We start from the raw sequence: 23,049 nt of genomic DNA on the forward strand, positions 1-23,049 counted from the left end.
TCGGGTCATCCAACGACGCGCGTACGGATTGCGAGATGAGGAGTATCTGCGCCTGAAGATCCTCACTTGCATGCTGCCTCGAATCTGAAAAATGGCGATTTTTCATCACACTTTTCCGCGAAGAACCGTAATTAGTAAGGAACCGGAATGGAATGTCTTACCCGTCGCCATTTTTGACCACAACTGGCCGCACAACACCTCGCCCCCTTAGAATACAAAAAACCACGATCAAGCTGCCGGAAGGCAAAAACCGCCTGGAGACCACAAAAAAACATGCCCTCTCTCCAATGGTTCACCGAACTGACCCAGCGCGAACGCCGCACCCTCTACGCTGGCTTTGGCGGCTACGCAGTCGACGCCTTCGATTTCATGATCTACTCATTCCTCATTCCGACGCTGATCGCGACGTGGGGCATGACCAAAAGCGAAGCCGGCATGATCGCGACCAGTTCGCTGATTTCGTCGGCGGTCGGCGGCTGGCTCGCGGGTATCCTCGCCGACCGCTACGGACGCGTGCGTGTCCTCCAGTGGACCATCGCCACCTTCGCGATCTTCACCTGCCTGTCTGGCTTCACGCACTCGTTCTGGCAACTGCTCACCACCCGCACGCTGCAAGGCATCGGCTTCGGCGGTGAATGGTCGGTCGTGACGATCATGATGGCCGAAACCATCCGGTCACCTCAGCATCGCGCGAAAGCCGTCGGCACCGTGCAAAGCAGCTGGTCATTCGGCTGGGCCGCGGCGGCCATCATCTATTGGGCGTTCTTCGCGCTGCTGCCGGAACAGGTCGCATGGCGCGCCTGCTTCTGGATCGGCCTGCTGCCCGCGCTGTGGATCTTCTACATCCGCCGCAATGTCAGCGATCCGGAGATATTTCTCGAAACGCGCCGCGCTCGCGAAAGCGGCTTCGACACCTCGCACTTCCTGCAGATCTTCTCCTTCCCTCACCTCAAAACGACCCTGCTAGGCAGCGTGCTGTGCACCGGCATGCTCGGCGGCTACTACGCGATCACCACCTGGCTGCCGACCTATCTGAAAACCGTGCGCCATCTGTCGGTCTTCAACACCAGCGGCTATCTGATCGTGCTGATCGTCGGCTCATTCACCGGCTATATCGTCGGGGCGATTCTGTGCGACAAGATCGGCCGGCGCGCGTCGTTCGTGCTGTTCGCAATCGGCTCGTTCGTGCTTGGCATGGTCTACACGATGCTGCCGATCACCGACGGCATGATGCTCGGGCTCGGCTTCCCGCTCGGCATCGTGGTGCAAGGGATTTTCGCGGGTGTGGGCGCCTATCTGTCGGAGTTGTATCCGAATTCGATCCGCGGCTCGGGGCAAGGCTTCTGCTACAACCTGGGCCGCGGTCTCGGCTCGTTCTTTCCGATCCTGGTGGGTACGCTGTCGCAAACCATGACGCTGGTTAAGGCGATGGGTCTCGTCGCCGGTTCGGGCTATCTGCTGGTGATCGTCGCCGCCGTGCTCCTGCCGGAAACCAAGGGCAAAGTGCTCGGCGCGACCCACCCTATCGCCTGAAATCGCTGGTCACACACATGAAAACGATCGTTCTGGGCGGCGGCGTGATCGGCGTCGCTACCGCGTTTTATCTGAGCCAGCAAGGCTGCGACGTCACCCTCATCGAGCGCGAGCCGGACGTCGCGCTCTCCACCAGCTTCGGCAACGCCGGCGTGATCGCGCCGGGCTATGTGACGCCGTGGGCCGCGCCTGGCATGCCGGCGAAGATTCTCAAGTATCTGTTCAAGCCGGCCTCACCGCTGATCTTCCGCCCTGCTTTCGATCCAGCTCAATGGCGTTGGATCGCGCGCTGGCTACGTGAATGCGACCTCGAACGCTTTCGCGTCAACAAGCAGCGCATGCAACGCATCGCTTACTACAGCCGTGAGTGCCTGCACGAATTCCGCCGCGGCTATCCGTTCGACTATGGCCGCAGTCAGGGCTATCTGCAGTTGTTCCGCAGCGAGTACGACGTCGAACTCGCGCAACCCGCGCTGGCGGTCCTGCGCGACGCGGGCATCGCGCATCGGGAAGTCAGCGCGGCGCAGTGCGTCGAGATCGAACCGGGTTTGCGCTGGGCGCGTCAGACACCAGTCTCAGGTCTCTACCTCCCCGACGACGAAGCCGGCGATTGCGCCCGCTTCACCCGCGAATTGCGCGCGATCTGCGAGCGCAACGGCGTACAGTTTCGCTTCGACACGCGTGTGAGCGCCCTCGACGTGCGAGGCGGTATGGTTCGCGCGGTGCAGATCGAAAGCGAACGCGGCCGCGAGACGTTGCAAGCGGAGGCGGTGGTGGTGGCGCTGGGCGTCGATAGTGCGGCATTGCTCGCGCCGCTCGGTGTGAAGGTGCCGCTCTACCCGGTCAAAGGCTACTCGGCGACGCTGCCCATCACCGACGAAGAAAAAGCCCCGCACGCGGCACTGATGGACGAGTCGCTGAAAACGGCGATCACGCGCTTCGGCAACAACCTGCGCGTGGCCGGCACCGCGGAGCTCGGCAATCGCCAGACGACCTTGCGCGAGCAGGCCTTGCAAACGCTGATGAAAGTGCTCAGCGATTGGTTTCCGCACGCGGCCAATCCGACTTCCGCGCACTTCTGGGTGGGTCGCCGTCCGATGACGCCCGATGGCGCGCCGTTGCTCGGTCCGTCGGGCGTGGACAATCTGTGGCTGAACCTCGGGCACGGTTCAACGGGGTGGGCAATGTCGATGGGTTCGGGCCGGGTGGTCGCGGATCTCATCACGCAGCGCAAGCCGGAGATCGATCTCGACGGGTTGACGTTGGCCCGGTATCGAAAATGACTCAATGACTGCGCGGCCTGGCGCGGAGCACCACTCGCAACCCAACACATAGACAGGACGCTCTGAGCGTCGCAAAAACGAAAAGCCGGGCACCCTCTCAGGTGCCCGGCTTTGTTTTTACCGCTTTGGGGTACTGCTTATATACCGCTTTGTCGTCTCCACCACGTCCTGCAAGCATGAGCTGGTTTTTACGCCATCAGGCGGAAACCAGCAGCAACCGTGTTGCATGGGACCAGAGTAAGCGCTTTGCATGGGACTGGAGTAACGTGCTAAAGCGCGACTCCAGTCGACAGCTAAAGCGCCAACTCTGGTCGACAGCAGACATTAGCGCGGCAGTTCCGAATGCCCCATCAGGAATGCATCGACCGAACGTGCACACTGGCGGCCTTCGCGAATCGCCCACACCACCAGCGACTGGCCACGACGCATATCGCCCGCGGTGAAGACCTTGTCCACCGACGTGTAATACGCCTTGTCGCCCTCGGTCGCGGCACGCACGTTGCCACGGTTGTCCTTATCGACACCGAACGCCTCAAGCACCGGCGACACCGGTTGCGTGAAGCCCATGGCCAGCAGCACCAGATCGGCCTTCATTTCGAATTCCGAGTTCGGCACTTCCTGCATCTTGCCGTCCTTCCATTCGACGCGTGCGGCGATCAGCTTCTCGACCTTGCCGTTCTTGCCTTCGAGGCGCTTGGTCGCGACGGCCCAGTCACGCGAGCAGCCTTCGTCATGCGACGACGACGTGCGCAGCTTGATCGGCCAGTACGGCCACACGAGCGGCTTGTTTTCTTCTTCCGGCGGTTGCGGCAGCAGTTCGAATTGCGTGACGCTCTTCGCGCCATGACGGTTCGACGTACCGACGCAGTCCGAACCCGTATCGCCGCCACCGATCACGACCACATGCTTGCCCTTCGCGAGCAACTGGTTCACGACCTTGTCGCCGGCGTTGACCTTGTTCTGCTGCGGCAGGAATTCCATCGCATAGTGGATGCCTTCCAGCTCGCGGCCCGGCACCGGCAGATCGCGCGGCGTTTCGGAACCGCCAGCGATCACGACCGCGTCGAACTGTTCTTTCAGTTCGGCCGGCGTGATGGTTTCCTTCGCCGTGTTGCCGATGTGTTCCGGCAGCGTATCCGCCTTACCGACGAACACGTTAGCGCGGAACGTCACGCCTTCAGCTTCCATCTGGCGCATGCGGCGATCGATCAGCCACTTTTCCAGCTTGAAGTCGGGAATGCCGTAACGCAGCAAGCCGCCGATGCGGTCGTTCTTTTCGAACACGGTGACATCGTGCCCCACGCGCGCGAGTTGCTGCGCGACGGCCATACCGGCAGGGCCGGATCCGACCACGGCGACCTTCTTGCCGGTCTTGTGCTTCGGCGGCAGCGGCGCGACCCAGCCTTCGGCCCACGCTTTGTCGATGATCGCGTGTTCGATCGACTTGATGCCCACCGGGTCGTCGTTGATGCCGAGCGTGCACGCCGCTTCGCACGGCGCCGGGCAGATGCGGCCCGTGAACTCGGGGAAGTTGTTCGTCGAGTGCAGCACTTCGATCGCGTTCTTCCAGTCCTGATGGAACACCAGGTCGTTGAAGTCCGGGATGATGTTGTTCACGGGGCAGCCGTTGTTGCAGAACGGAATGCCGCAGTCCATGCAACGCGCGCCTTGAATCTTTGCTTCGTCGTCGGTCAGTGCCGCGACGAATTCCTTGTAGTGCTTCACACGTGTGAGCGGAGCTTCGTACGCCTCGTGGCGGCGCTCATACTCGAGAAAACCGGTTGCCTTGCCCATGTGGTTCTCTTCTCTATCTGTATCAAGTGAGGTGATCTACACCCGTCGCGTCGAACAATCGAATAGTCGAGCGCGGCGGGTACGGCTAAGTGTGACGTCTGCGGGTCGGGCCGCGGGCGGGTCAGGTTAAGCGGCGAGCACTTCCTTGTTCGCCTTCTTCGCTGCCATTTCGCCCAGCGCGCGCTTGTATTCGGTCGGGAACACCTTGACGAATTGACGGCGCGACGCATCCCAGTTTTCGAGCAGCGCCTTTGCACGCGGCGAACCCGTGAACTGGAAGTGACGTTCGATGAGACCCTTGAGCAGGGCTTCGTCGGTCGTGCCGCTGTGCCAGAGGCCCTTGTCGACCGTGCGTTCCTGTTCAGCTTGTTGCAAGACGGGATCGAGCGCGACCATCGACTTGTTGCACTTGCCCGCGAACGTGCTGTCCGGATCGAACACGTAGGCGATACCGCCCGACATACCGGCCGCGAAGTTACGGCCCGTTTCGCCGAGCACGATCACCGTGCCACCAGTCATGTATTCGCAACCGTGGTCGCCCGTGCCTTCGACAACCGCCGTCGCACCCGAGTTACGCACGCAGAAACGCTCGCCAGCGACGCCGCGGAAGAACGCTTCACCTTCGATCGCGCCGTACATTACCGTGTTGCCGCAGATGATGTTCTCTTCCGACTTGCCGCGGAAATCGTTGGTCGGACGAATGATGATGCGGCCGCCCGAGAGGCCCTTGCCGACGTAATCGTTACCGTCGCCGACCAGATCCAGCGTCACGCCTCTCGCGAGGAACGCGCCGAAACTCTGGCCCGCGGTGCCCTTCAACTGGATGTGAATCGTGTCGTCGGCCAAGCCGTCGTGGCCGTACTTCTTCGCGATCGTGCCGGACAGCATCGCGCCGACCGTACGGTTCACGTTGCGCACCGGCTGGATGAACGAGACGTGCTCGCCCTTCTCGATCGCGGCCTTTGCCTTCTCGATCAGCACGTGATCCAGCGCCTTCTCGAGACCGTGGTCCTGCACGTCGACGTGCTTGCGTGCGACTTCAGCCGATACCTGCGGCTGATAGAACACACGCGAAAAGTCGAGGCCCTTCGCCTTCCAGTGCTCAACGCCCTTCTTCATATCGAGCAGTTCGGCGTGGCCGATCAGGTCGTCGAACTTGCGGATGCCCAGTTGCGCCATGATTTCGCGCGCTTCTTCCGCAACGAAGAAGAAGAAGTTGACGACGTGTTCCGGCTGGCCCTGGAACTTCGCACGCAGCACCGGATCTTGCGTCGCGACGCCGACCGGGCAGGTGTTCAGGTGGCACTTGCGCATCATGATGCAGCCTTCGACGACGAGCGGCGCCGTCGCGAAGCCGAACTCGTCCGCGCCAAGCAGCGCGCCGATCACGACGTCACGGCCGGTCTTCATCTGACCGTCGGCCTGCACGCGGATACGGCCGCGCAGTTGGTTCAGCACGAGCGTTTGCTGCGTTTCAGCCAGACCCAGTTCCCACGGCGTGCCGGCATGCTTCACCGACGACAGCGGCGATGCACCCGTACCGCCGTCATGGCCGGCGATCACGACGTGATCGGCCTTCGCCTTGGCGACACCCGCTGCCACCGTACCGACGCCCGACTCCGACACCAGCTTCACCGACACGCTGGCCGCCGGGTTGGCGTTCTTCAGGTCGTGAATCAGCTGCGCCAGATCTTCGATCGAGTAGATGTCATGGTGCGGCGGCGGCGAAATCAGGCCGACGCCCGGCACGGAGTAACGCAGCTTGCCGATGTATTCCGACACCTTGTGGCCCGGCAACTGACCGCCTTCGCCCGGCTTCGCGCCTTGCGCCATCTTGATCTGGATCTGATCAGCCGACGCGAGGTATTCCGCCGTCACGCCGAAACGGCCCGACGCCACCTGCTTGATCTTCGAGCGCAGCGAATCGCCGTCCTTCAGCGGAATGTCGACGATCACTTCATCGCCGATCACGGACTTCATCGTGTCGCCGTTCTTGATCGGAATGCCGCGCAGTTCGTTGCGGTAACGGTTCACGTCCTCGCCACCTTCGCCGGTGTTCGACTTGCCGCCGATGCGGTTCATCGCGACAGCCAGCGTGGCATGGGCTTCGGTCGAGATCGAGCCCAGCGACATGGCGCCGGTCGCGAAACGCTTGACGATGTCCTTCGCCGATTCGACTTCGTCGAGCGGGATCGCCTTGGTCGGATCGAACTTGAATTCGAACAGGCCGCGGAACGTCATGTGGCGCTTGGTCTGATCGTTGATCAGATGCGCGTATTCCTTGTACGTCTGGTACGAGTTGCTGCGCGCCGAATGTTGGAGCTTGGCGATCGCATCCGGCGTCCACATGTGTTCTTCGCCGCGCACGCGATAGGCGTACTCGCCACCCGCGTCGAGCATGTTCGCGAGCACCGGGTTGTCGCCGAACGCGTCGCGATGCAGACGGATCGCTTCTTCCGCGACGTCGAACAGGCCAATACCGCCGACCTTCGACGAGGTGCCATTGAAGTACTTCGACACCAGGCCTTCAGCCAGGCCAACGGCTTCGAAAATCTGCGCGCCGGTGTACGACATGTAAGTCGAAATGCCCATCTTCGACATGACCTTCTGCAGGCCCTTGCCGACTGCCTTGGTGAAGTTGTAGACCGCCTTTTCCGGCGACAGGTCACCCTTCAGGCCCGCTGCGAGCTGGCCGAGCGTTTCCATCGCGAGGTACGGGTGCACGGCTTCCGCGCCGTAGCCCGCGAGCAAGGCGAAGTGGTGCGTTTCACGCGCCGAGCCGGTTTCCACGACCAGGCCCGCGCTCGTGCGCAGACCATGCTGGACGAGGTGCGTGTGGATCGCGGCAGTGGCCAGCAATGCCGGGATCGCAACGTTGTCGCGGTCAGTCTTGCGATCGGACACGATCAACATGTTGTAGCCGGACTTCACCGCATCGACGGCTTCCGCGCACAGCGACGCCAGGCGCGCTTCGATGCCTTCCTTGCCCCAGGCCACCGGATAGCAGATGTTCAGTTCGTATGAACTGAACTTGCCGCCCGTGTACTGATCGATCGCGCGAATCTTCGCGATGTCCTTGAAGTCGAGCACCGGCTGCGACACTTCGAGGCGCATCGGCGGGTTGATGTTGTTCGTGTCCAGCAGGTTCGGCTTCGGACCGACGAACGACACCAGCGACATCACCATGTTTTCACGGATCGGGTCGATCGGCGGGTTCGTGACTTGCGCGAACAGCTGCTTGAAGTAGTGATAGAGCGTCTTGTTCTTGTTGGACATGACCGCCAGCGGCGAGTCGTTGCCCATCGAACCGACGGCTTCTTCACCGGCTTGCGCCATCGGCGCCATCAGGAACTTGAGGTCTTCCTGCGTGTAGCCGAACGCCTGCTGGCGATCCAGCAAGGCAGCGGCTTCGCGGCGTTCCGTTGCGACGTCTTCGGCCTTCGGCTCGATTTCGTCGAGCTTGATGCGCACCGCGTCGATCCAGCTCTTGTACGGCTTGGCGTTGGCGAGGTTGTCCTTCAGTTCCTTGTCGTCGATGATGCGGCCGTGTTCCATGTCGATCAGGAACATCTTGCCCGGCTGCAGACGCCACTTCTTGACGATCTTCGACTCGGGGATCGGCAACGTGCCAGCTTCGGACGCCATGATCACGAGGTCGTCGTCGGTGACGATGTAGCGCGCCGGACGCAGACCGTTACGGTCGAGCGTGGCGCCGATCTGACGGCCGTCGGTGAAGGCAATCGCGGCGGGGCCGTCCCACGGCTCCATCATCGCGGCGTGGTATTCGTAGAACGCGCGGCGGTTGTCGTCCATCAGCGTGTGCTGTTCCCAGGCTTCCGGGATCATCATCATCACGGCATGGACGAGCGGGTAGCCGGCCATCACCAGCAGTTCGAGACAGTTGTCGAACGATGCCGTGTCGGATTGGCCCGGGTAGATCAGCGGCCACAGCTTCGGCAGATCGTCGCCGAGCACGTGCGATGCGATCGCGCCGGTACGGGCGTTCAGCCAGTTGACGTTGCCCTTCACCGTGTTGATTTCGCCGTTGTGGGCGATCATGCGGTACGGGTGAGCCAGTTCCCACGCCGGGAACGTGTTGGTCGAGAAGCGCTGGTGCACCAGCGCCAGCGCCGACACCGTGCGCTCGTCCTGCAGGTCGCGGTAATACACTCCGACCTGGCCGGCCAGCAGCAGCCCCTTGTAGACCACCGTGCGCGCCGAGCACGACGGCACGAAGTATTCCTTGCCGTGCTTGAGCTTGAGCGCCTGGATGCGGTGGCTCGCGGTCTTGCGGATCACGTACAGCTTCCGCTCGAGCGCGTCGGTCACCATGATGTCCTTGCCGCGGCCGATGAAGATCTGGCGGATCAGCGGCTCGCTCGCCTTGACGGTGGGCGAAATCGGCATGGTGTGATCGACCGGCACGTCGCGCCAGCCCAGCACGACCTGGCCTTCGGCCTTCACCGTGCGTTCCAGTTCCTGTTCGCATGCGAGACGCGATGCGTGTTCCTTCGGCAGGAAGACCATGCCAACGCCGTACTCGCCGTTCGGCGGCAGCACGACGCCCTGCTTGGCCATTTCCTCGCGATAGAAACCGTCCGGGATCTGGATCAGGATGCCCGCGCCGTCGCCCATCAGCGGATCGGCGCCGACGGCGCCCCGGTGGTCGAGGTTCTCGAGAATCTTCAGGCCTTGCTCGATGATCTCGTGGCTTTTCTTGCCCTTGATGTGAGCAACGAAGCCGACGCCGCAGGCGTCATGTTCGTTTTGCGGGTCGTACAGACCTTGCGCGGCGGGAACCGGGTGAGTCGGTTGCTGGTGATCGTTCATGGGGACACCGTCTGTGAGGGGCCGGACAGGCCGTTAAACCGTTTTTCTATTGCCGCAGTGCGTACCGCAACCGCGTCGGCGTCTCCGTACGCTTGAATGCTACGCGTATCAAAAAGTACCGGAATTCGGAATATACGCGACGAATCAATGGAATAGCAAATAAAACGTGGTTATCAGACCCCAATTATCAAATTGGTGCATTGCGGTTGTTTTTTATTGGTGCCATATCAAAAAGGTGCAAAAGAAAACGGCATGCGAAGATGCCGTTTTGGGTGCAGCGCTTTGATGCAAAACGCTTTATTGCGTCTGCGGCGTCTCGCGGACCTTGCGCGGCCGCCCACGCGGCAGCGGCGAAACGCGCCGGTTGGCGGCCCGCGCCGCCCACTCCCGATAGGTGTCGCTGCCCAAAACCCAGCCTTTCAGGGTGGCCTGTTGAAGCTGACTGGCTTCGCGTTCGTCGAGCGGCTGCTCGCACAATTCACGGTACGCACGCTGCCGTTCGAATGGCGTATTGCCGAGCGACCAGTACAACGGGTGGTCGGTAATCAGGCTGTCGAGCGTCAGGCCGATGTGGTGGCGGTAGCTCGACCAGCGATAGTCCTCGGGCGCGCTGACGAGCCCGGCACGCACCGGCGACATCTCGACAACGCGGCTCGCCAGCAGGAAATAGCGCTCGCCTTCGATAACCGTGGCACGGTAGCGGCCCTCCCACAGCGTGCCGCGGCGCGCATAACGCCGGTTGAAGTGCGCAACGTAGCGGCGCCCCACCGCCTGCATTGCCTTCGGCAAGCTCGACTCCTCAGTGGGCGTGACGAGCAGTTGGACAGAACCCGGCATCAACGCATACGCGTGGATGGACAAGTGATGGTCGCGTGAAGCCGCTTTCAAGCAGTCGATGAAAAGCTCGTAGTCCTGGTCATCGACGAACGCGGGCTGCTGATCAAGTCCGCGGAGGATGACGTGCTGCGGCTGGTCAGGGACATAGAGACGTGCAAGCCGTGCCATGCTGAAGTATCCAATAGTCGCGTTGGTACAAACCCGAAGGTCCGAAGAGCCGCATGCGCCCGGGGTTCGGCGCGGCGCGGCTGAGCCAGAAACCGCGCGGAGCCTAGGGAGAAAGCTCTAACCGCCGCGTATGGTTTGTTTCAAACGTTGTAGTCATAATGAGCGGGCCTTTTTGGAGGAGCACATATGAAATTAAAACAGGCCGTAACGGGGATCGCCGCGCTAGCCTGCATGACAACGGCAGCACATGCGCAATCGGCCGGAAGCTTTTACGTCACGACAGGTTGGTTCCATCTTGCGCCTCAGTCGAACAGCGACCCGCTGACCGTGACGAGCATAGGTGGCAGCCCGACCAATCTCACACAACCTAACACCGGGGCAAAGCTGGATTCGGCCGACACGATCGGCTTCACCGCCGGTTACTTCGTCACAGATCACATTGCGACCGAGTTCGTGATCGGCGTCCCGCCTTCGTTCGACCTTGAAGGCTCGGGCAACCTCTCCCAATTCGGGAAGCTCGGCCAGGCAAAACAGTGGAGCCCGACTCTGCTGTTCAAGTACTACTTCAACGCGCCGACCGCCACGTTCCGCCCGTATCTCGGCGTTGGCGTGAGCCGCGTCTGGTTCACTGATGCAGAGATCACCAATAGCGTGTTCCAGGCAAACGTACTGCATGGTCCGACCAGCGTCTCTACGGATAGTTCGTGGGCACCGGTGTTTAATGCAGGTTTCACCTATGCGTTCAACCAGCACTGGTTCGCGGGCGTCTCGATTTCGTACCTGCCGCTCAGCACGACCGCCAAACTGAACTCTGCCGCCGCCACCCCGGTCGGCACGCTGAATGTGCAATCGCAAACCAAGATCAGACTCAACCCGATCGTTTCCTACGTCAACATCGGTTACCGTTTCTAACGCCTCACGAAATTAGGGGCTGTTGACTTAGGGTAGTCGAATTTTCGTGACTTGGACAACGCCGTCATACATCCAATGACGGCGTTTTTTATGTTGCGCGCTAGTCGCGAGGCCGTTCGCGGCATGGGAACCCCACCCAGCGGGCAGGCGTGAGGGTTTGTAAATTTAACCCGCCATTGAATTGGCTCGTGCACTCTCTGCTGAGGAATGTGGGTCCGCGCCAAGGTGGGCAGGCGCCGCGGGTGTGGCACCGAAGTTGCGTTCATAGTGCATTTCCCGCGCGGCAACGTGTGTCTGCGTGACAGCGTGGGACCTTTTCACTCCCATCGAAGGAGCGGCCATGACAGCACTGCCCAATACGCGAGACGCCCTCGGCGAATCCTGGACCACCACAAGCCGCCGTGCGCGGCGTATCGCTCGCCATAGCCGCCATGCGGCCAAAGATATCGCGGGCGAACTGCGCACGCTGATGTCGGAACTCGAATCCACCCTGGCAGACGGCACCGGGGCCGATGCCGTGGCGCTGCGCAGCAAACTGCGAAAGCAACTCGATGCCGCGCGCGAGCGCCTGAACGACACCCGCGAAGCCATGCGGGAACGCGCCGAAGCGGCAATCTCCGAGGCTGAAGACTACGTGCGTGAAAACCCCTGGCAGACGATTGCGATCGTCGGCGGCGCTGCGCTAATCGCGGGCGCGCTGCTCGCGTCGCGGCTGCGCTAGACAGGTTGTGCCAAATGAGGATGAAGAGCCGGCTCGCGGTATAGGAGCCGGCTCTGACGCCGGTCAAGCGACCGATACCTATCGGCGTCAGTTCGTTCAGTTGTCGTCGATCACGAACAGCCGCTGATACTCCTTCACCGCATATCGATCCGTCATGCCCGCGATGTAGTGGGCGATCAGGCGCGGCTGCTGCGACACGTCCGTCGATTGATAGCTGGGTGGCAAGAGCCGCGGATCGTCCGTGAATGCATCGAACAGGCCGGCCACTACGCGGCGAGCCTTGTTGGCCATGCGCATGACGCGATAGTGGCGGTACAGGTTCTTGAATAGAAAGCGCTTGAGCGCCGCCGCCTGCGCAGCGATCGCTTCGCTATGCGCGACCAGCGGCGGTGCGGCGCGCACGGCGTCCAGCGACGCTGGCGCGTGCCTTGCAAGATTGAGCGAGGTCGTATCGATCAGGTCGACGATCAACGTGTTGATAATGCGGCGCACGGTCTCGTGAATCAGCCGGCGCCCTTCGATCTGCGGGAAGTCGTCGCGTGCGGCCGCGTAGTGCGTCTGCCATAACTCCACTTCAGCCAGCTGCTCCACCGCGAGCAGGCCAGAGCGCAAGCCGTCGTCGACATCGTGATTGTTGTACGCGATCTCATCGGCGACATTGGCGATCTGCGCTTCGATGGAAGGCTGCCGCCCCTCCAGAAAACGCTCGCCGAGTGCGCCGAGGCGCCGCGCATTCTCGCGCGAGCAGTGCTTGAGAATGCCTTCCCGCGTTTCGAAGCAGAGATTCAGGCCGTTGAACGCGCCGTAGTGCTCTTCCAGATCGTCGACCACTGCGAGGCTTTGCAGGTTGTGCTCGAAGCCGCCATGTTCGCGCATACATTCGTTCAGCGCATCCTGGCCCGCATGGCCGAACGGCGTATGGCCGAGATCGTGCGCAAGCGAAATGGCTTCGACGAGGTCTTCGTTGACACGCAGATTTCGGGCAACCGAACGGGCAATCTGCGCGACTTCCAGGCTATGGGTGAGTCGCGTGCGAAACAGATCGCCCTCGTGATTCACGAATACCTGCGTTTTGTACTCAAGCCGACGGAACGCCGTCGAGTGGACGATGCGGTCGCGATCGCGCTGGAATTCGGTGCGCGCGCTGGGCGCGGCTTCGGGATAGCGACGCCCGCGCGAATGGGCGGAATGTGCCGCATACGGCGCAAGATGCGCTTCGAGTGCTTCCTGCGAAGGCACGCCGCTCACGGGCGTGCTTGCCGGGTCATGCTTTACATCGTCGCTGCGCCTGTCAGTCACCGGATTCTCCGAAACATGGGCGGCGCCTCGTGACGCTGGTGCGCGTTGCCTTGCTGCCAGGCCCTCGCCGAATCGGTCTAGACGGCAGCGGTCAGCGTGGCGTGCACCTCGGCGTCGGGCGCCTGGGTGATCAGCGTCTCACCGAAACGCTTCAACAGAATGAATTTGATCGCGCCGGCTTCCGCCTTCTTGTCGACCCGCATGAGTTCGACATACCGCGAATCGCCAAGCGCGGGCGCCCGGGTGGGCAGATGCGCGGCTACGATCACGTCCACCAGACGCTTGCGCGCCGCTTCGTCGAGATAGCCCATGCGCACGGACAGGTCCGCCGCCATCACCATCCCGCAGCCGACCGCCTCGCCGTGCAACCATTCACCGTAGCCGAGTCCGGCTTCGATCGCATGGCCGAAGGTGTGGCCGAAATTGAGGATCGCGCGCAGTCCGCCTTCGCGCTCGTCCTGCGCCACAACCGACGCCTTGATCTCGCACGAGCGCTTGACCGCTTCGGCCAGCGCTTCCGGCTCGCAGCGATTGAGCGCCTCGACGTTCGCTTCGATCCAGTTGAAGAAACCGGCGTCGGCAATCGCGCCGGTCTTGATCACTTCAGCGACGCCCGCGGCCAATTCGCGCGCCGGCAGCGTGCGCAGCGCGCCGATGTCGGCGATCACAGCCTGCGGCTGGTAGAACGCGCCAATCATGTTTTTGCCAAGCGGATGGTTGATGCCGGTCTTGCCGCCCACCGACGAATCGACTTGCGACAGCAAGGTGGTCGGCACCTGGATGAACGGCACGCCGCGCATGTAGCAGGCCGCGGCAAACCCCGTCATGTCGCCGATCACGCCGCCGCCCAAGGCGATCAGCGTGGTCTTGCGATCGGCGCGCGAGCCCAGCAGCGCGTCGAAAATCAGGTTCAGGGTTTCGAGGTTCTTATACGCTTCGCCGTCCGGCAAAACGACCGTGGACACCTGCTTGCCGAGCGGCGCGAGCGCCGCGCGCAGCGTGTCGCCGTAGAGCGGGTCGACCGTGGTATTCGTGACGATGGTGACCGAGCTGCCGGCGATATGCGGCGCGAACAACGCGGTCTGGCTGATCAGATCAGCACCGATATGGATGGGGTAGGCGCGCTCGCCCAGTTCGACATTGACGGTAATCATACGGTCCATTATGACGCAGGATGTTTGGCGACGCCGGCCATCTCGAGCTGCATCAGAACCATGTTGACGAGTCCGTTGACCGAAGGCCGGCCGGTTTCGATGACAAAGTGCGCGCATTCCCGGTATAGCGGATCGCGTACTTCGTAGAGCGCCTCGAGGCGCGCTTTGGGGTCTTCGGTCTGCAAAAGCGGACGATTCTTGTCGCGCCGGGTGCGCAGCCAGAGATCGTGCGGATTGGCGCGCAAATAGATCACCAGACCTCGATTTCGCAGCGCTTCGCGGTTTTCCGGCCGCAGCACGGCGCCGCCGCCCGTGGCCAGCACGATATTTTCGCGCCCGGTCAGCTCGGAAATCACGTGCGCTTCGCGATCGCGAAAGCCCGCTTCGCCTTCCAGCTCGAAGATCACTGGGATGCGCGCGCCCGTGCGCGCCTCGATTTCATGGTCGGAATCGAAGAACGGGCGATCGAGACGGCGCGCAATGGCCCGGCCCACGGTGGTTTTGCCTGCCCCCATGAGCCCTACAAAAAATACATTGGCGTATGCGTCCCGCGCTTGCAACGGTGTCCTCTGGCTAATCCGGTATGGTTCGTGCCGCAGCTTACTGGCAAAGCGGCTGCCTTGTCGAGCCTGCACGCCGCCGCGAGTGAGCGGCGGCAGCGTGCCCCTAATTTGTCTGAACGACGCGCGGCGTGATGAAAACTGCCAGTTCACTGCGCTGGTCCCGACGGGCCCGATGGCGAAAAAGCGCACCTAAAACAGGTATTTTGCCCAGGACCGGCACCCGCGTCACATCGTCCCGGTCGTCGGTCGCGTAAATTCCGCCGATCGACACCGTACCACCATCTTCGACTTCGACGCGCGTTTGCACGTGTTTGGTGTTGATCGCGGGCCCGGCGTCAGTCTGCTCGCCGACGCTGTCTTTGGCGATGTCGAGATCCAGCACCACTCTGCCGTCCGGCATGATTTGCGGCTCAACCTCCAGTTTGAGCGTGGCGCGGCGAAACTGCACGCCCGACACACCCTGCCCCACTTTCGCCTGATAGGGCAGCTCGGTGCCCTGCTCGACGACCGCTTTCATCCGGTCCGCTGTCACGACCCGGGGGCTCGAGACGATTTCACCGCGCCCTTCGGCCTCCAGCGCGCTCAGCTCGATGTTCAGGAGCCGCGTCGCCCCGGCTGCGAACAAGGTCAGCCCGGCGGTGGCGGCGTCGAAACCGGAAATCGGCCGCGCCGACAGATCGTATACGGAGCCGTCCTTGCCTCCCGTCAACCCTCGGGTGGAACCGTCGGCGTTGGCATTGGCCGCCGCCATGGAAAGCCGCACACCGAGATTACGCGAAAACCCATGCTCACCTTCGACGATACGCGCCTCGATCAATACCTGACGGGTCGGCCGGTCGACGGAGGCAAGCAACGACGTGATTTGCGCGAGGCGTCCTTCGAGATCGGTGACGAACAGCAGATTGGTACGCGGATCGGCAGTCGCGGCGCCGCGTTTGGACAGCACGCGCTGGTTTCCGGCGCCGCTCAACAGCCGCCGCACGTCGTCGGCGCGGGCGTACTGCAACTCGAACGTGCGGCTTGCGAGCGGCTCAAGATCGGCAGCTCTCGCGTGCGCTTCGAAACGTTGCCGCTCACGCGCGGCCAGATCCGCGATCGGTGCGACCCAGATCACGTTGCCGTGCCGCTCCATTGCCAGCCCGTTGACGTCGAGCAAGGTATCGAACGCGGTGCGCCACGGCACCTTGTCGAGCCGCAGTGAAACGGCGCCGCGCACTCTCTCGCTCGCGACGATGTTCAGTCCGGTGAACTCGGCGAAGGCGTTGAGCACCGCGCCGAGTTCGGCACGCTGGAAATTAAGCGAGATCGGTTTGTCGTCAGCGGCAAGTTTGGCGTCTGCAGGCGTTTTCGGTGCGTCGCTCAGGCGCGCGAGCGGAGGCAGCGGGACCGGTGGGCCTTCAAGCGCTGAAGTTCCAGCGAGATCATCGCGCGCAGAGGCTGCGGATTGTCTCCGTAGCGGAACTGAACCGTCTGCGTCGCCGGCGAGGTCGTCGGCGCGACCGATGTCGGCGGGTGCCGCCGCTCGCGATACGCGGGGCTCGTCGGCGAAATCGTCACGGAACGGGTTAGGCACTTCGGCAGCGATGCCGCGCGGCAGTGGCGGTGCGTCGTATCGAGCATCGGGCAGCGCGATGGCGTCGTCGAGCGACATGTGCGCGGGGAGTGGAGGAAGCAGCGGGGTCGACGCGTGCGCGATGCCGATGCTTAATGCCATGCCGGCGACCAGACAGCTAAAAAGGCTAAGATGGCTGCGAACCGGACTGCAAAGCGATCTGCAAAACGCGCCTCCACGCGTTCTTGCAGACAGGCCACAACAGACACCATGGCAAAAACACGTGCGAGCGCCGAAGCGCAACACGGCCACGCTAACTGGCGTCATCAGCCTCATCAGGACGCCTCCGTCAGTGCCAACGTACGTGTCGCGCCGCCACTGACCAGCGTGATGCTGAGCGCGTCGAGCCGCGTGACGCGCTCAGTACCAAGTTGCTGCCCGGGCACGACCGTGGTCGCGCCATCTGGCGTATCGAGCAAGGCCAGGCCTCGCGTGCGGTCGTGCAGCAAGCCGACCAGGCGCAGTGGTGAAACATCAGGCTGCGGCTCGCCGGACGCGAGCATCTGCGGAAGCGAGAACGGGTCGAAGAATACGATGTCTTCTTCATCGTCTGAATCGAGGCTCTCGTCGGCGAACGCATCCGCAGCAGCCGTAGAAGGCACCGGTCTCAGCGCGCTGAATACGTGCAGCGTCGCCCTCACCGCCAGCGAATCAGCATCGCGCTTGACCGTCACATCGAAGGGAACGATCAGCACCGGCAGATCCGACAGGCCGCGCAGAAATGCCATCAGGTGGACGAAATTGGTGTGCGCGGTGAGCTGGATAGGACGCATGTTTTCGGCACCCGAGCCGCTAGTGGCGCCCGGTTCTACCGAGAGCAACGAAACGCTATTCTGCGTCGCGAGTTCGGACACGATGCGCACATCGTCCGCGGAGGTCCATGACGCAGGCAACGGTGCGCCCGGCGTGGCGGCAATTTCCCGGCGTAGCGCGGGCAATTGCGCCAGCGCGCGGCGCGCCTCCGCGAGATGCCGGGTGGCGGCATCCAATGCCGTCCGGCTCGCCTCGACACCGCCGAGATCGGCCACCACCCAGCCATGCGCGCCAAGTCCGAACACGACCGCAGCGATCAGCAACGCGACCACCCAACGGCGCCGACGGCTCCAGGCAGCGAGCGGCAAGCGCACACGCTTCAGCCACTGGGACAAAGAAAACTGCGCGCTCGCCGCGCCGCCGAACTCGACAAAAACCGTACTCATTTCGCACCTCCTGATTGTTCAGACTTCACGGGACCTTGCGCCGCCAACCCGGCTGTATGAGCCGTTTTCTTTGGCGGGTCGTCCCAGCGCAGATGCGCGCCGAATTCGATCGGGCCGGTCATGCGGGCCGCCGCAACCGCACTGCTGCGTGGCGCCGAGCGACGCAGGTCGCTGACCTCCGCGCCCTGCACACCGCGGATCGCGCTCAAGCGTTTGAGCCACCCGGCCGACGCGATATGTCCGCGCGAGGTCGCGAACAATTCCGTCTCGTGCTCGCGGTGGCGCAACTGCTGCAGCACCACGCCGTCACCCGGTTCGAAACTCAATGCATCCAGCAGATCGCGCAAATGCATTAGCGGCTCGGACAAGTTCACCGCACGCGCCGCGCCTTTGCGTTGCTCGTCTTGCGCCCGCAGCAAGCTGGCGTGCTCCGCGAGCGGCACGGCTAGGTGCGTGAGCGATTGTTCGATCGACGCGCGCTGCGCGTCGATCCGTGACCGTTCAAATGCCTGCCATCCGATTAACGCAAGCAAGGCCGCGAAACCGGCGAGCGCTGCGGCAAGCCATTCGAGCAGACGCTGCCGGCGCGAGAGCCGCGCATTGCGTTGCCTGTACGGCAGCAGATTGAAGCCGCCGAGTCGCAGCCGTGCGAAGCGCGCGCCAGGCGTAGAAGGCGGCATGTTCGGGCCCGCCGGATCCAAACCTGCGCTCGGACCGCGCCTCATTCGAGCACCCCGCGCAACGCAAGTCCGAATGCGACCGCTGCGGCAGGCTCGTGCAACAAGGGATCGTGCAGTTGAGGGGCGAGCCCGCCCAGCGCCGCACATTCGAACGGCAGCACAGTGCAACCCAATACATCGGCGATATCCGCCATCGAGAAGCCCACGCCGTCGAGCAAATCGACCTCGCCGCTCAACAACGCGCAGTCGAGTACGGGACCGTGGACGAGATCACGCAATGCGTCGGCGAGATCGGTGTGCTCGGGCGCCGGGTAGCGCATTTCGCCGACCAGGCAGTCGTCGACGATGCGCCAGCCGTACACGCCGTCCATGCCGATCCAGAGCGCGACATAGGGCTCGTGCGGATCGAGTTCGTGGCTCGCCGCGTAGCGCATGGCGCGCAAAGCCGCATGCGGCTCGCCATCGATCGCGGTGAGCGAGATACCCGCGGACGCCGCGCATTCGATACGCGCTTCGAGGTGCTGACGTGCGGTGGCGGCGATCGTCACCGAACGAATCGGCGAGCGCGTTTCGTCGACGAACCAGTCGACCGCCAACGCATGCCGCTCGAGGCCTGCGATGCGCTCGACTTCGCTCATCACCGCCGGCTCGAGTTCGGCGAGTTCATGCCCGCCGTCTTCCGCGCAACCGGCGAGCGCGGCGAGCCGTGTGAGCGGCACTGTGGTTGTCAACGTGGCCGAGGCGGGCAGCGCCATCGCGCATCGCAATGCATGCGTCGCACACGCGCGCGGCAGACCGGCGAATGCGTCGCGTAGCGCACGCGCCACCGCGTGCCGGTCGGCGATCTCTGTGCCGGCCATCGTGCCGGCTCCAAGCGGCACCGTGCTCGCGTACTCGATATGCAGCGCGGCACGTGCGCGTGAATGCTGACTCACCACGACCAGACGCACCGCCTGCGAACCCACATCGATTCCCGCAGCAAAACGCTGCGCACCGAGTTGCATACCTTGAAGCCACGAACTTTTGAACGTCATCACGCCCTCCCTCAGACTCACGCGACGAACTATTCGAACGCGGGTAACGAGGGAGAATTGTGCGTAGCCGCGCCGCCGCGCGACACTCAGCCGAATGGCTAACGTTGCGCGACGCACGCCCTGCACGCCATCAAAGCGTCTACAGTGAAGTCATTCCTGCGCGGCGCGCCGACTTGTCAAGAACTGTCAGTAAGCATGCCGAAAGCTGAAAAGCGAGGCGGCTATAATCGCGGGACTGTTTTTTGGTGCCCATATGCAATCCACGTCTCCTACGTCCCCGCCGCCTGCGCCGCAGAAGCGCAAACGCCCCTTGTGGCTCAAGCTCATCATGGGCTTTGTGGGTCTGATCGTCGCAGGCATCCTGTGCGTGCTGCTGGTGCTCGGTTATGCGCTGGTGGTAGCAACTCCGAACCTGCCGTCGATCGATGCGCTGACCGACTACCGGCCGAAGGTGCCATTGCGTATCTACACGGCCGACCACGTGCTGATTGGCGAATTCGGTGAAGAACGGCGCGACATCGTCCATATCCAGGACGTACCCGACAGCCTGAAGAAAGCCGTGTTGGCAATCGAAGACGCGCGCTTCTACGATCACGGCGGCGTCGACCTCACAGGCATCGCGCGAGCCGGCTTCGTCGCACTGACCAATGGTCACGCCACGCAAGGCGCCAGCACGATCACCATGCAGGTAGCGCGCAACTTCTTCCTGTCGAGTGAGAAGACCTACACGCGCAAGATCTACGAGATGCTGCTCGCGTACAAGATCGAGTCGAAGCTGACGAAAGATCAGATTCTCGAGGTGTATATGAATCAGATCTATCTCGGTCAGCGCGCGTATGGCTTCGCGAGCGCGGCGCGGGTGTACTTCGGCAAAGATCTGAAGGATCTGACACTGGCGGAATCGGCCATGCTGGCGGGCCTGCCCAAGGCGCCGTCCGCGTATAACCCGGTGGTCAATCCGAAGCGCGCGAAGATCCGTCAGGAGTACATCCTGCAGCGCATGTACGAATTGCACTACATCAGTCAGGAACAATACGAGGAGGCAAGCAAGCAGCCGCTGGTTGTCAAGGGTGCGGGCAAGGAGTTCAGTGTGCACGCGGAGTACGTCGCGGAAATGGTGCGGCAGATGATGTACGCGCAGTATCGCGAAGAGGCGTACACGCTCGGCCTGAACGTGGTGACCACCATCGACTCGGCCGATCAGGACGTCGCTTATCGGGCGCTGCGCAAAGGTCTGATGGACTACGAGCGGCGCCACGGCTATCGCGGCCCGGAAGCGTTCATCGATTTGCCATCCGATGCGGACGACCGCGAACAGGCCATCGACGACGCGTTGCTCGAGCATCCCGACAACGGCGAAATCATCGCCGCGGTGGTGACGGCGGCGAACCCGAAGCAGGTGCAGGCCACTTTCATCGATGGCAACGTCGCGACCATTCAGGGCGACGGCCTGCGCTTCGCGCAGTTCGCGCTCGGCACGCGTGCGCAGCCGAATCAACGCGTGCGGCCCGGCGCGATCATTCGCCTTGTGAAGGATGACGACGGCAACTGGTCGATCACGCAGTTGCCGCAAGTGGAAGGCGCGTTCGTTTCGGTGGTGCCGCAAGATGGCGCGATTCGCGCGCTGGTCGGCGGTTTCGACTTCAACAAGAACAAGTTCAACCACGTGACCCAGGCGTGGCGTCAACCGGGTTCGAGCTTCAAGCCGTTCATCTATTCGGCGTCGCTCGAAAAGGGGCTCGGACCGGCCACGGTGATCAATGATGCGCCGCTCTTTTTCAGCGCTGCGGAGACAGGTGGTCAAGCGTGGGAACCGAAGAACTACGGCGGCGGTTTCGACGGTCCGATGACCATGCGCACCGCACTACAGAAGTCGAAGAACCTCGTGTCGATCCGCATCCTGAACCAGATCGGCACCAAGTACGCGCAGCAATACATCACGCGTTTCGGCTTCGATGCGGAGCGTCACCCCGCTTATCTGCCGATGGCGCTCGGCGCGGGTCAGGTCACGCCCTTGCAGATGGCAGGTGCATTCTCGGTGTTTGCTAACGGCGGCTTTCGTGTCAACCCGTATCTGATCGCTGAAGTCACCGATCAGCGCGGTATCGTCGTGGCGCACGCGCAACCGCTGGTCGCCGCGCAGAGTGCGCCGCACGCGATCGAGCCGCGCAATGCGTATGTGATGAACAGCCTGCTGCAAAGCGTCGCGCAACGCGGCACGGGCGCGAAGTCCAACGTCCTGAAGCGTACCGATCTCGGCGGCAAGACCGGCACGACCAACGATTCGCGGGATGCATGGTTTGCCGGCTATCAGCACACGCTCACCGCCATCGCGTGGATCGGCTACGACAACCCGCGCAGTCTCGGCGATAAGGAGACCGGCGGCGGCCTCGCGTTGCCGGTGTGGATCGAATACATGGCGAGCGCGCTCAAAGGCGTGCCGGATTACAAGATGCCGATGCCAGACGGCGTGACCGAGCTCGGTTCAGAGCTGTATTTCGACGACTTCACGCCGGGGCACGGTTTCGTCTCGACAGTCGGTATCAGTCAGGCCGCGCTGGATGCCGACGCGAGCGGTTCAGCATCGGAAGCCGCGCCGGAGCAAGTCGGCGAGCAGGAAAAGCAGGACATCATGAATCTGTTCCGGGGGCACTAAAGCAATCCCTGGATCAGTCGAAAAAAAACCGCCGCGCTCGATGCGCGGTGGTTTTTTTCTTTCAGGCGGTCGCTTTATGCCTCGAAGTGAACCGGCTCACCAGCCTGCTGCGTCGCGTACTCCGACAGCGCGGCGAAAAACTCCGTGCCGCTACGCGTATCGCGCCACTCACCGTCGATAAAACGGAAGTGAAACCCACCCGCTTTCGCGGCAATCCAGATCTCGCTCATCGGTGGCTGCAGGTTGACGATGATCTTCGTGCGGTTCTCGAATTCGAGGGTCAGGACATTGCCGCTGCGCTCGAGTTCGATGTCGGCTTCCGTGTCGTCGAGCGCGCGTTCGATGGCGGCTAGCGCGGCTTCCGCGCGGGTCAGGTATTCACTATCGGACATGCTAAACTCCATCGATTATTTATTCAGGGACAGTCATGCGAGTCGTATCTCGGATGCGCGCGGGGGCGCCCGGCCGCGCGATTGTAGCGGGTTTAACCATTCTCGCAGGTTGTGCACTTGCCGGCTGCGGGCAACGCGGTTCGCTCTATCTGCCCACCGTGCCACCCATGCCGGCCAAGCCGGTCGATCGCACGCAAGCGCCGTCGTCAGTTGAAGTGAAACCCGGCGCGGAAACCGCTTCCCCGATGGGTGAGGTACCAGATACGTCTGGCGCGCCGCTCTCGTTGTCGCCGGAAAGCGAACTCGCCACGCCGCCCGCTTCTGCCGCATCCGCCGCTATGCCTGCGCAACCTGCCTCCGCCGTCACTCCCGCTCAATAAGA

General features: G+C 62.7%; 17 protein-coding genes. 6 read left to right on the plus strand and 11 right to left on the minus strand.

Annotated elements, in window-relative coordinates; translation table 11 throughout:
• Positions 1-273: 273 nt before the first annotated feature.
• Positions 274-1,533: an MFS transporter gene (locus GNZ12_RS39990; protein WP_172317995.1), complete on the plus strand. Its 1,260-nt coding sequence runs from the start codon at positions 274-276 to the stop codon at positions 1,531-1,533.
• A gap of 17 nt (positions 1,534-1,550) precedes the next feature.
• Positions 1,551-2,816, plus strand: coding sequence for a D-amino acid dehydrogenase (locus GNZ12_RS39995; protein WP_172317997.1), 1,266 nt, complete (start codon positions 1,551-1,553; stop codon positions 2,814-2,816).
• A gap of 324 nt (positions 2,817-3,140) precedes the next feature.
• Here the strand turns inward: GNZ12_RS39995 and GNZ12_RS40000 are convergent, their stop codons facing one another.
• The 3 genes from GNZ12_RS40000 to GNZ12_RS40010 all read right to left on the minus strand — a co-directional run bounded on the left by GNZ12_RS40000 (position 3,141) and on the right by GNZ12_RS40010 (position 10,445).
• On the minus strand, positions 3,141-4,610 hold the full coding sequence (locus GNZ12_RS40000) for a glutamate synthase subunit beta (protein WP_074282013.1): 1,470 nt from the start codon (positions 4,608-4,610) through the stop codon (positions 3,141-3,143).
• A gap of 126 nt (positions 4,611-4,736) precedes the next feature.
• A complete protein-coding gene (locus tag GNZ12_RS40005) occupies positions 4,737-9,440 on the minus strand; it encodes a glutamate synthase-related protein (RefSeq protein WP_172317999.1) in 4,704 nt (1,567 codons plus the stop codon).
• Positions 9,441-9,737: 297 nt separating this feature from the next.
• On the minus strand, positions 9,738-10,445 hold the full coding sequence (locus GNZ12_RS40010; protein ID WP_054036587.1) for a transposase: 708 nt from the start codon (positions 10,443-10,445) through the stop codon (positions 9,738-9,740).
• 186 nt (positions 10,446-10,631) lie between these two features.
• Between GNZ12_RS40010 and GNZ12_RS40015 the strand changes: the two genes are divergently transcribed.
• Entirely contained in the window at positions 10,632-11,357 is a 726-nt protein-coding gene (locus GNZ12_RS40015) for an OmpW/AlkL family protein (protein ID WP_172318001.1), read from the plus strand.
• 340 nt (positions 11,358-11,697) lie between these two features.
• Positions 11,698-12,078, plus strand: coding sequence for a DUF883 family protein (locus GNZ12_RS40020; protein ID WP_172318003.1), 381 nt, complete (start codon positions 11,698-11,700; stop codon positions 12,076-12,078).
• A 96-nt stretch (positions 12,079-12,174) separates the two neighbouring features.
• On the opposite strand, the gene GNZ12_RS40025 is transcribed toward GNZ12_RS40020, so the two are convergent.
• The 7 genes from GNZ12_RS40025 to pilM form a co-directional block, all read right to left on the minus strand.
• Complete coding sequence (locus GNZ12_RS40025) at positions 12,175-13,377, minus strand: deoxyguanosinetriphosphate triphosphohydrolase (protein ID WP_172318005.1); 1,203 nt, start codon at positions 13,375-13,377, stop codon at positions 12,175-12,177.
• 77 nt (positions 13,378-13,454) lie between these two features.
• A complete protein-coding gene (gene aroB, locus GNZ12_RS40030; RefSeq protein ID WP_172318007.1) occupies positions 13,455-14,540 on the minus strand; it encodes a 3-dehydroquinate synthase in 1,086 nt (361 codons plus the stop codon).
• Entirely contained in the window at positions 14,540-15,091 is a 552-nt protein-coding gene (locus GNZ12_RS40035; RefSeq protein ID WP_172318047.1) for a shikimate kinase, read from the minus strand. The genes aroB and GNZ12_RS40035 overlap by 1 nt, the downstream gene beginning before the upstream one ends.
• A 106-nt stretch (positions 15,092-15,197) precedes the next feature.
• Positions 15,198-16,808 carry a type IV pilus secretin PilQ gene (locus GNZ12_RS40040; protein WP_172318009.1) on the minus strand — a complete coding sequence of 537 codons (1,611 nt, stop codon included), beginning with the start codon at positions 16,806-16,808 and terminating at the stop codon, positions 15,198-15,200.
• Positions 16,809-16,981: 173 nt separating this feature from the next.
• Positions 16,982-17,905, minus strand: coding sequence for a hypothetical protein (locus tag GNZ12_RS40045; protein WP_172318011.1), 924 nt, complete (start codon positions 17,903-17,905; stop codon positions 16,982-16,984).
• Entirely contained in the window at positions 17,902-18,585 is a 684-nt protein-coding gene (locus GNZ12_RS40050; protein ID WP_172318013.1) for a fimbrial assembly protein, read from the minus strand. The genes GNZ12_RS40045 and GNZ12_RS40050 overlap by 4 nt, the downstream gene beginning before the upstream one ends.
• 41 nt (positions 18,586-18,626) lie before the next feature.
• Entirely contained in the window at positions 18,627-19,619 is a 993-nt protein-coding gene (gene pilM, locus GNZ12_RS40055) for a type IV pilus biogenesis protein PilM (protein WP_172318015.1), read from the minus strand.
• A gap of 253 nt (positions 19,620-19,872) precedes the next feature.
• Here pilM and GNZ12_RS40060 point away from each other — a divergent pair, with 253 nt between their 5' ends.
• Positions 19,873-22,275, plus strand: coding sequence for a penicillin-binding protein 1A (locus GNZ12_RS40060; protein ID WP_172318017.1), 2,403 nt, complete (start codon positions 19,873-19,875; stop codon positions 22,273-22,275).
• Positions 22,276-22,349: 74 nt separating this feature from the next.
• Here GNZ12_RS40060 and cyaY read toward each other — a convergent pair whose 3' ends face one another.
• The gene (gene cyaY / locus GNZ12_RS40065) at positions 22,350-22,667 is read right to left on the minus strand and encodes an iron donor protein CyaY (RefSeq protein ID WP_074282003.1); all 318 of its coding nucleotides are present in this window, start codon (positions 22,665-22,667) and stop codon (positions 22,350-22,352) included.
• Between the two features lie 35 nt (positions 22,668-22,702).
• Between cyaY and GNZ12_RS40070 the strand changes: the two genes are divergently transcribed.
• The gene (locus tag GNZ12_RS40070; RefSeq protein ID WP_172318019.1) at positions 22,703-23,047 is read left to right on the plus strand and encodes a lipoprotein; all 345 of its coding nucleotides are present in this window, start codon (positions 22,703-22,705) and stop codon (positions 23,045-23,047) included.
• The last annotated feature ends 2 nt before the right edge of the window (positions 23,048-23,049 follow it).

Source organism: Paraburkholderia solitsugae, from assembly GCF_013177695.1.
GTDB lineage: Bacteria > Pseudomonadota > Gammaproteobacteria > Burkholderiales > Burkholderiaceae > Paraburkholderia > Paraburkholderia solitsugae.

Bases quoted from the DNA above. Each gene is read 5' to 3' on its own strand.
- GNZ12_RS40010 (WP_054036587.1), bottom strand. From the start codon at position 10,445: ATGGCACGGCTTGCACGTCTCTATGTCCCTGACCAGCCGCAGCACGTC.
- aroB (WP_172318007.1), bottom strand. From the start codon at position 14,540: ATGGACCGTATGATTACCGTCAATGTCGAACTGGGCGAGCGCGCCTAC.
- cyaY (WP_074282003.1), bottom strand. From the start codon at position 22,667: ATGTCCGATAGTGAATACCTGACCCGCGCGGAAGCCGCGCTAGCCGCC.
- GNZ12_RS40060 (WP_172318017.1), top strand. From the start codon at position 19,873: ATGCAATCCACGTCTCCTACGTCCCCGCCGCCTGCGCCGCAGAAGCGC.
- GNZ12_RS40005 (WP_172317999.1), bottom strand. From the start codon at position 9,440: ATGAACGATCACCAGCAACCGACTCACCCGGTTCCCGCCGCGCAAGGT.
- GNZ12_RS40070 (WP_172318019.1), top strand. From the start codon at position 22,703: ATGCGAGTCGTATCTCGGATGCGCGCGGGGGCGCCCGGCCGCGCGATT.
- GNZ12_RS40000 (WP_074282013.1), bottom strand. From the start codon at position 4,610: ATGGGCAAGGCAACCGGTTTTCTCGAGTATGAGCGCCGCCACGAGGCG.
- GNZ12_RS39990 (WP_172317995.1), top strand. From the start codon at position 274: ATGCCCTCTCTCCAATGGTTCACCGAACTGACCCAGCGCGAACGCCGC.
- GNZ12_RS40045 (WP_172318011.1), bottom strand. From the start codon at position 17,905: ATGAGTACGGTTTTTGTCGAGTTCGGCGGCGCGGCGAGCGCGCAGTTT.
- GNZ12_RS40040 (WP_172318009.1), bottom strand. From the start codon at position 16,808: ATGGCATTAAGCATCGGCATCGCGCACGCGTCGACCCCGCTGCTTCCT.
- GNZ12_RS40050 (WP_172318013.1), bottom strand. From the start codon at position 18,585: ATGCCGCCTTCTACGCCTGGCGCGCGCTTCGCACGGCTGCGACTCGGC.
- GNZ12_RS40015 (WP_172318001.1), top strand. From the start codon at position 10,632: ATGAAATTAAAACAGGCCGTAACGGGGATCGCCGCGCTAGCCTGCATG.
- GNZ12_RS39995 (WP_172317997.1), top strand. From the start codon at position 1,551: ATGAAAACGATCGTTCTGGGCGGCGGCGTGATCGGCGTCGCTACCGCG.
- pilM (WP_172318015.1), bottom strand. From the start codon at position 19,619: ATGACGTTCAAAAGTTCGTGGCTTCAAGGTATGCAACTCGGTGCGCAG.
- GNZ12_RS40020 (WP_172318003.1), top strand. From the start codon at position 11,698: ATGACAGCACTGCCCAATACGCGAGACGCCCTCGGCGAATCCTGGACC.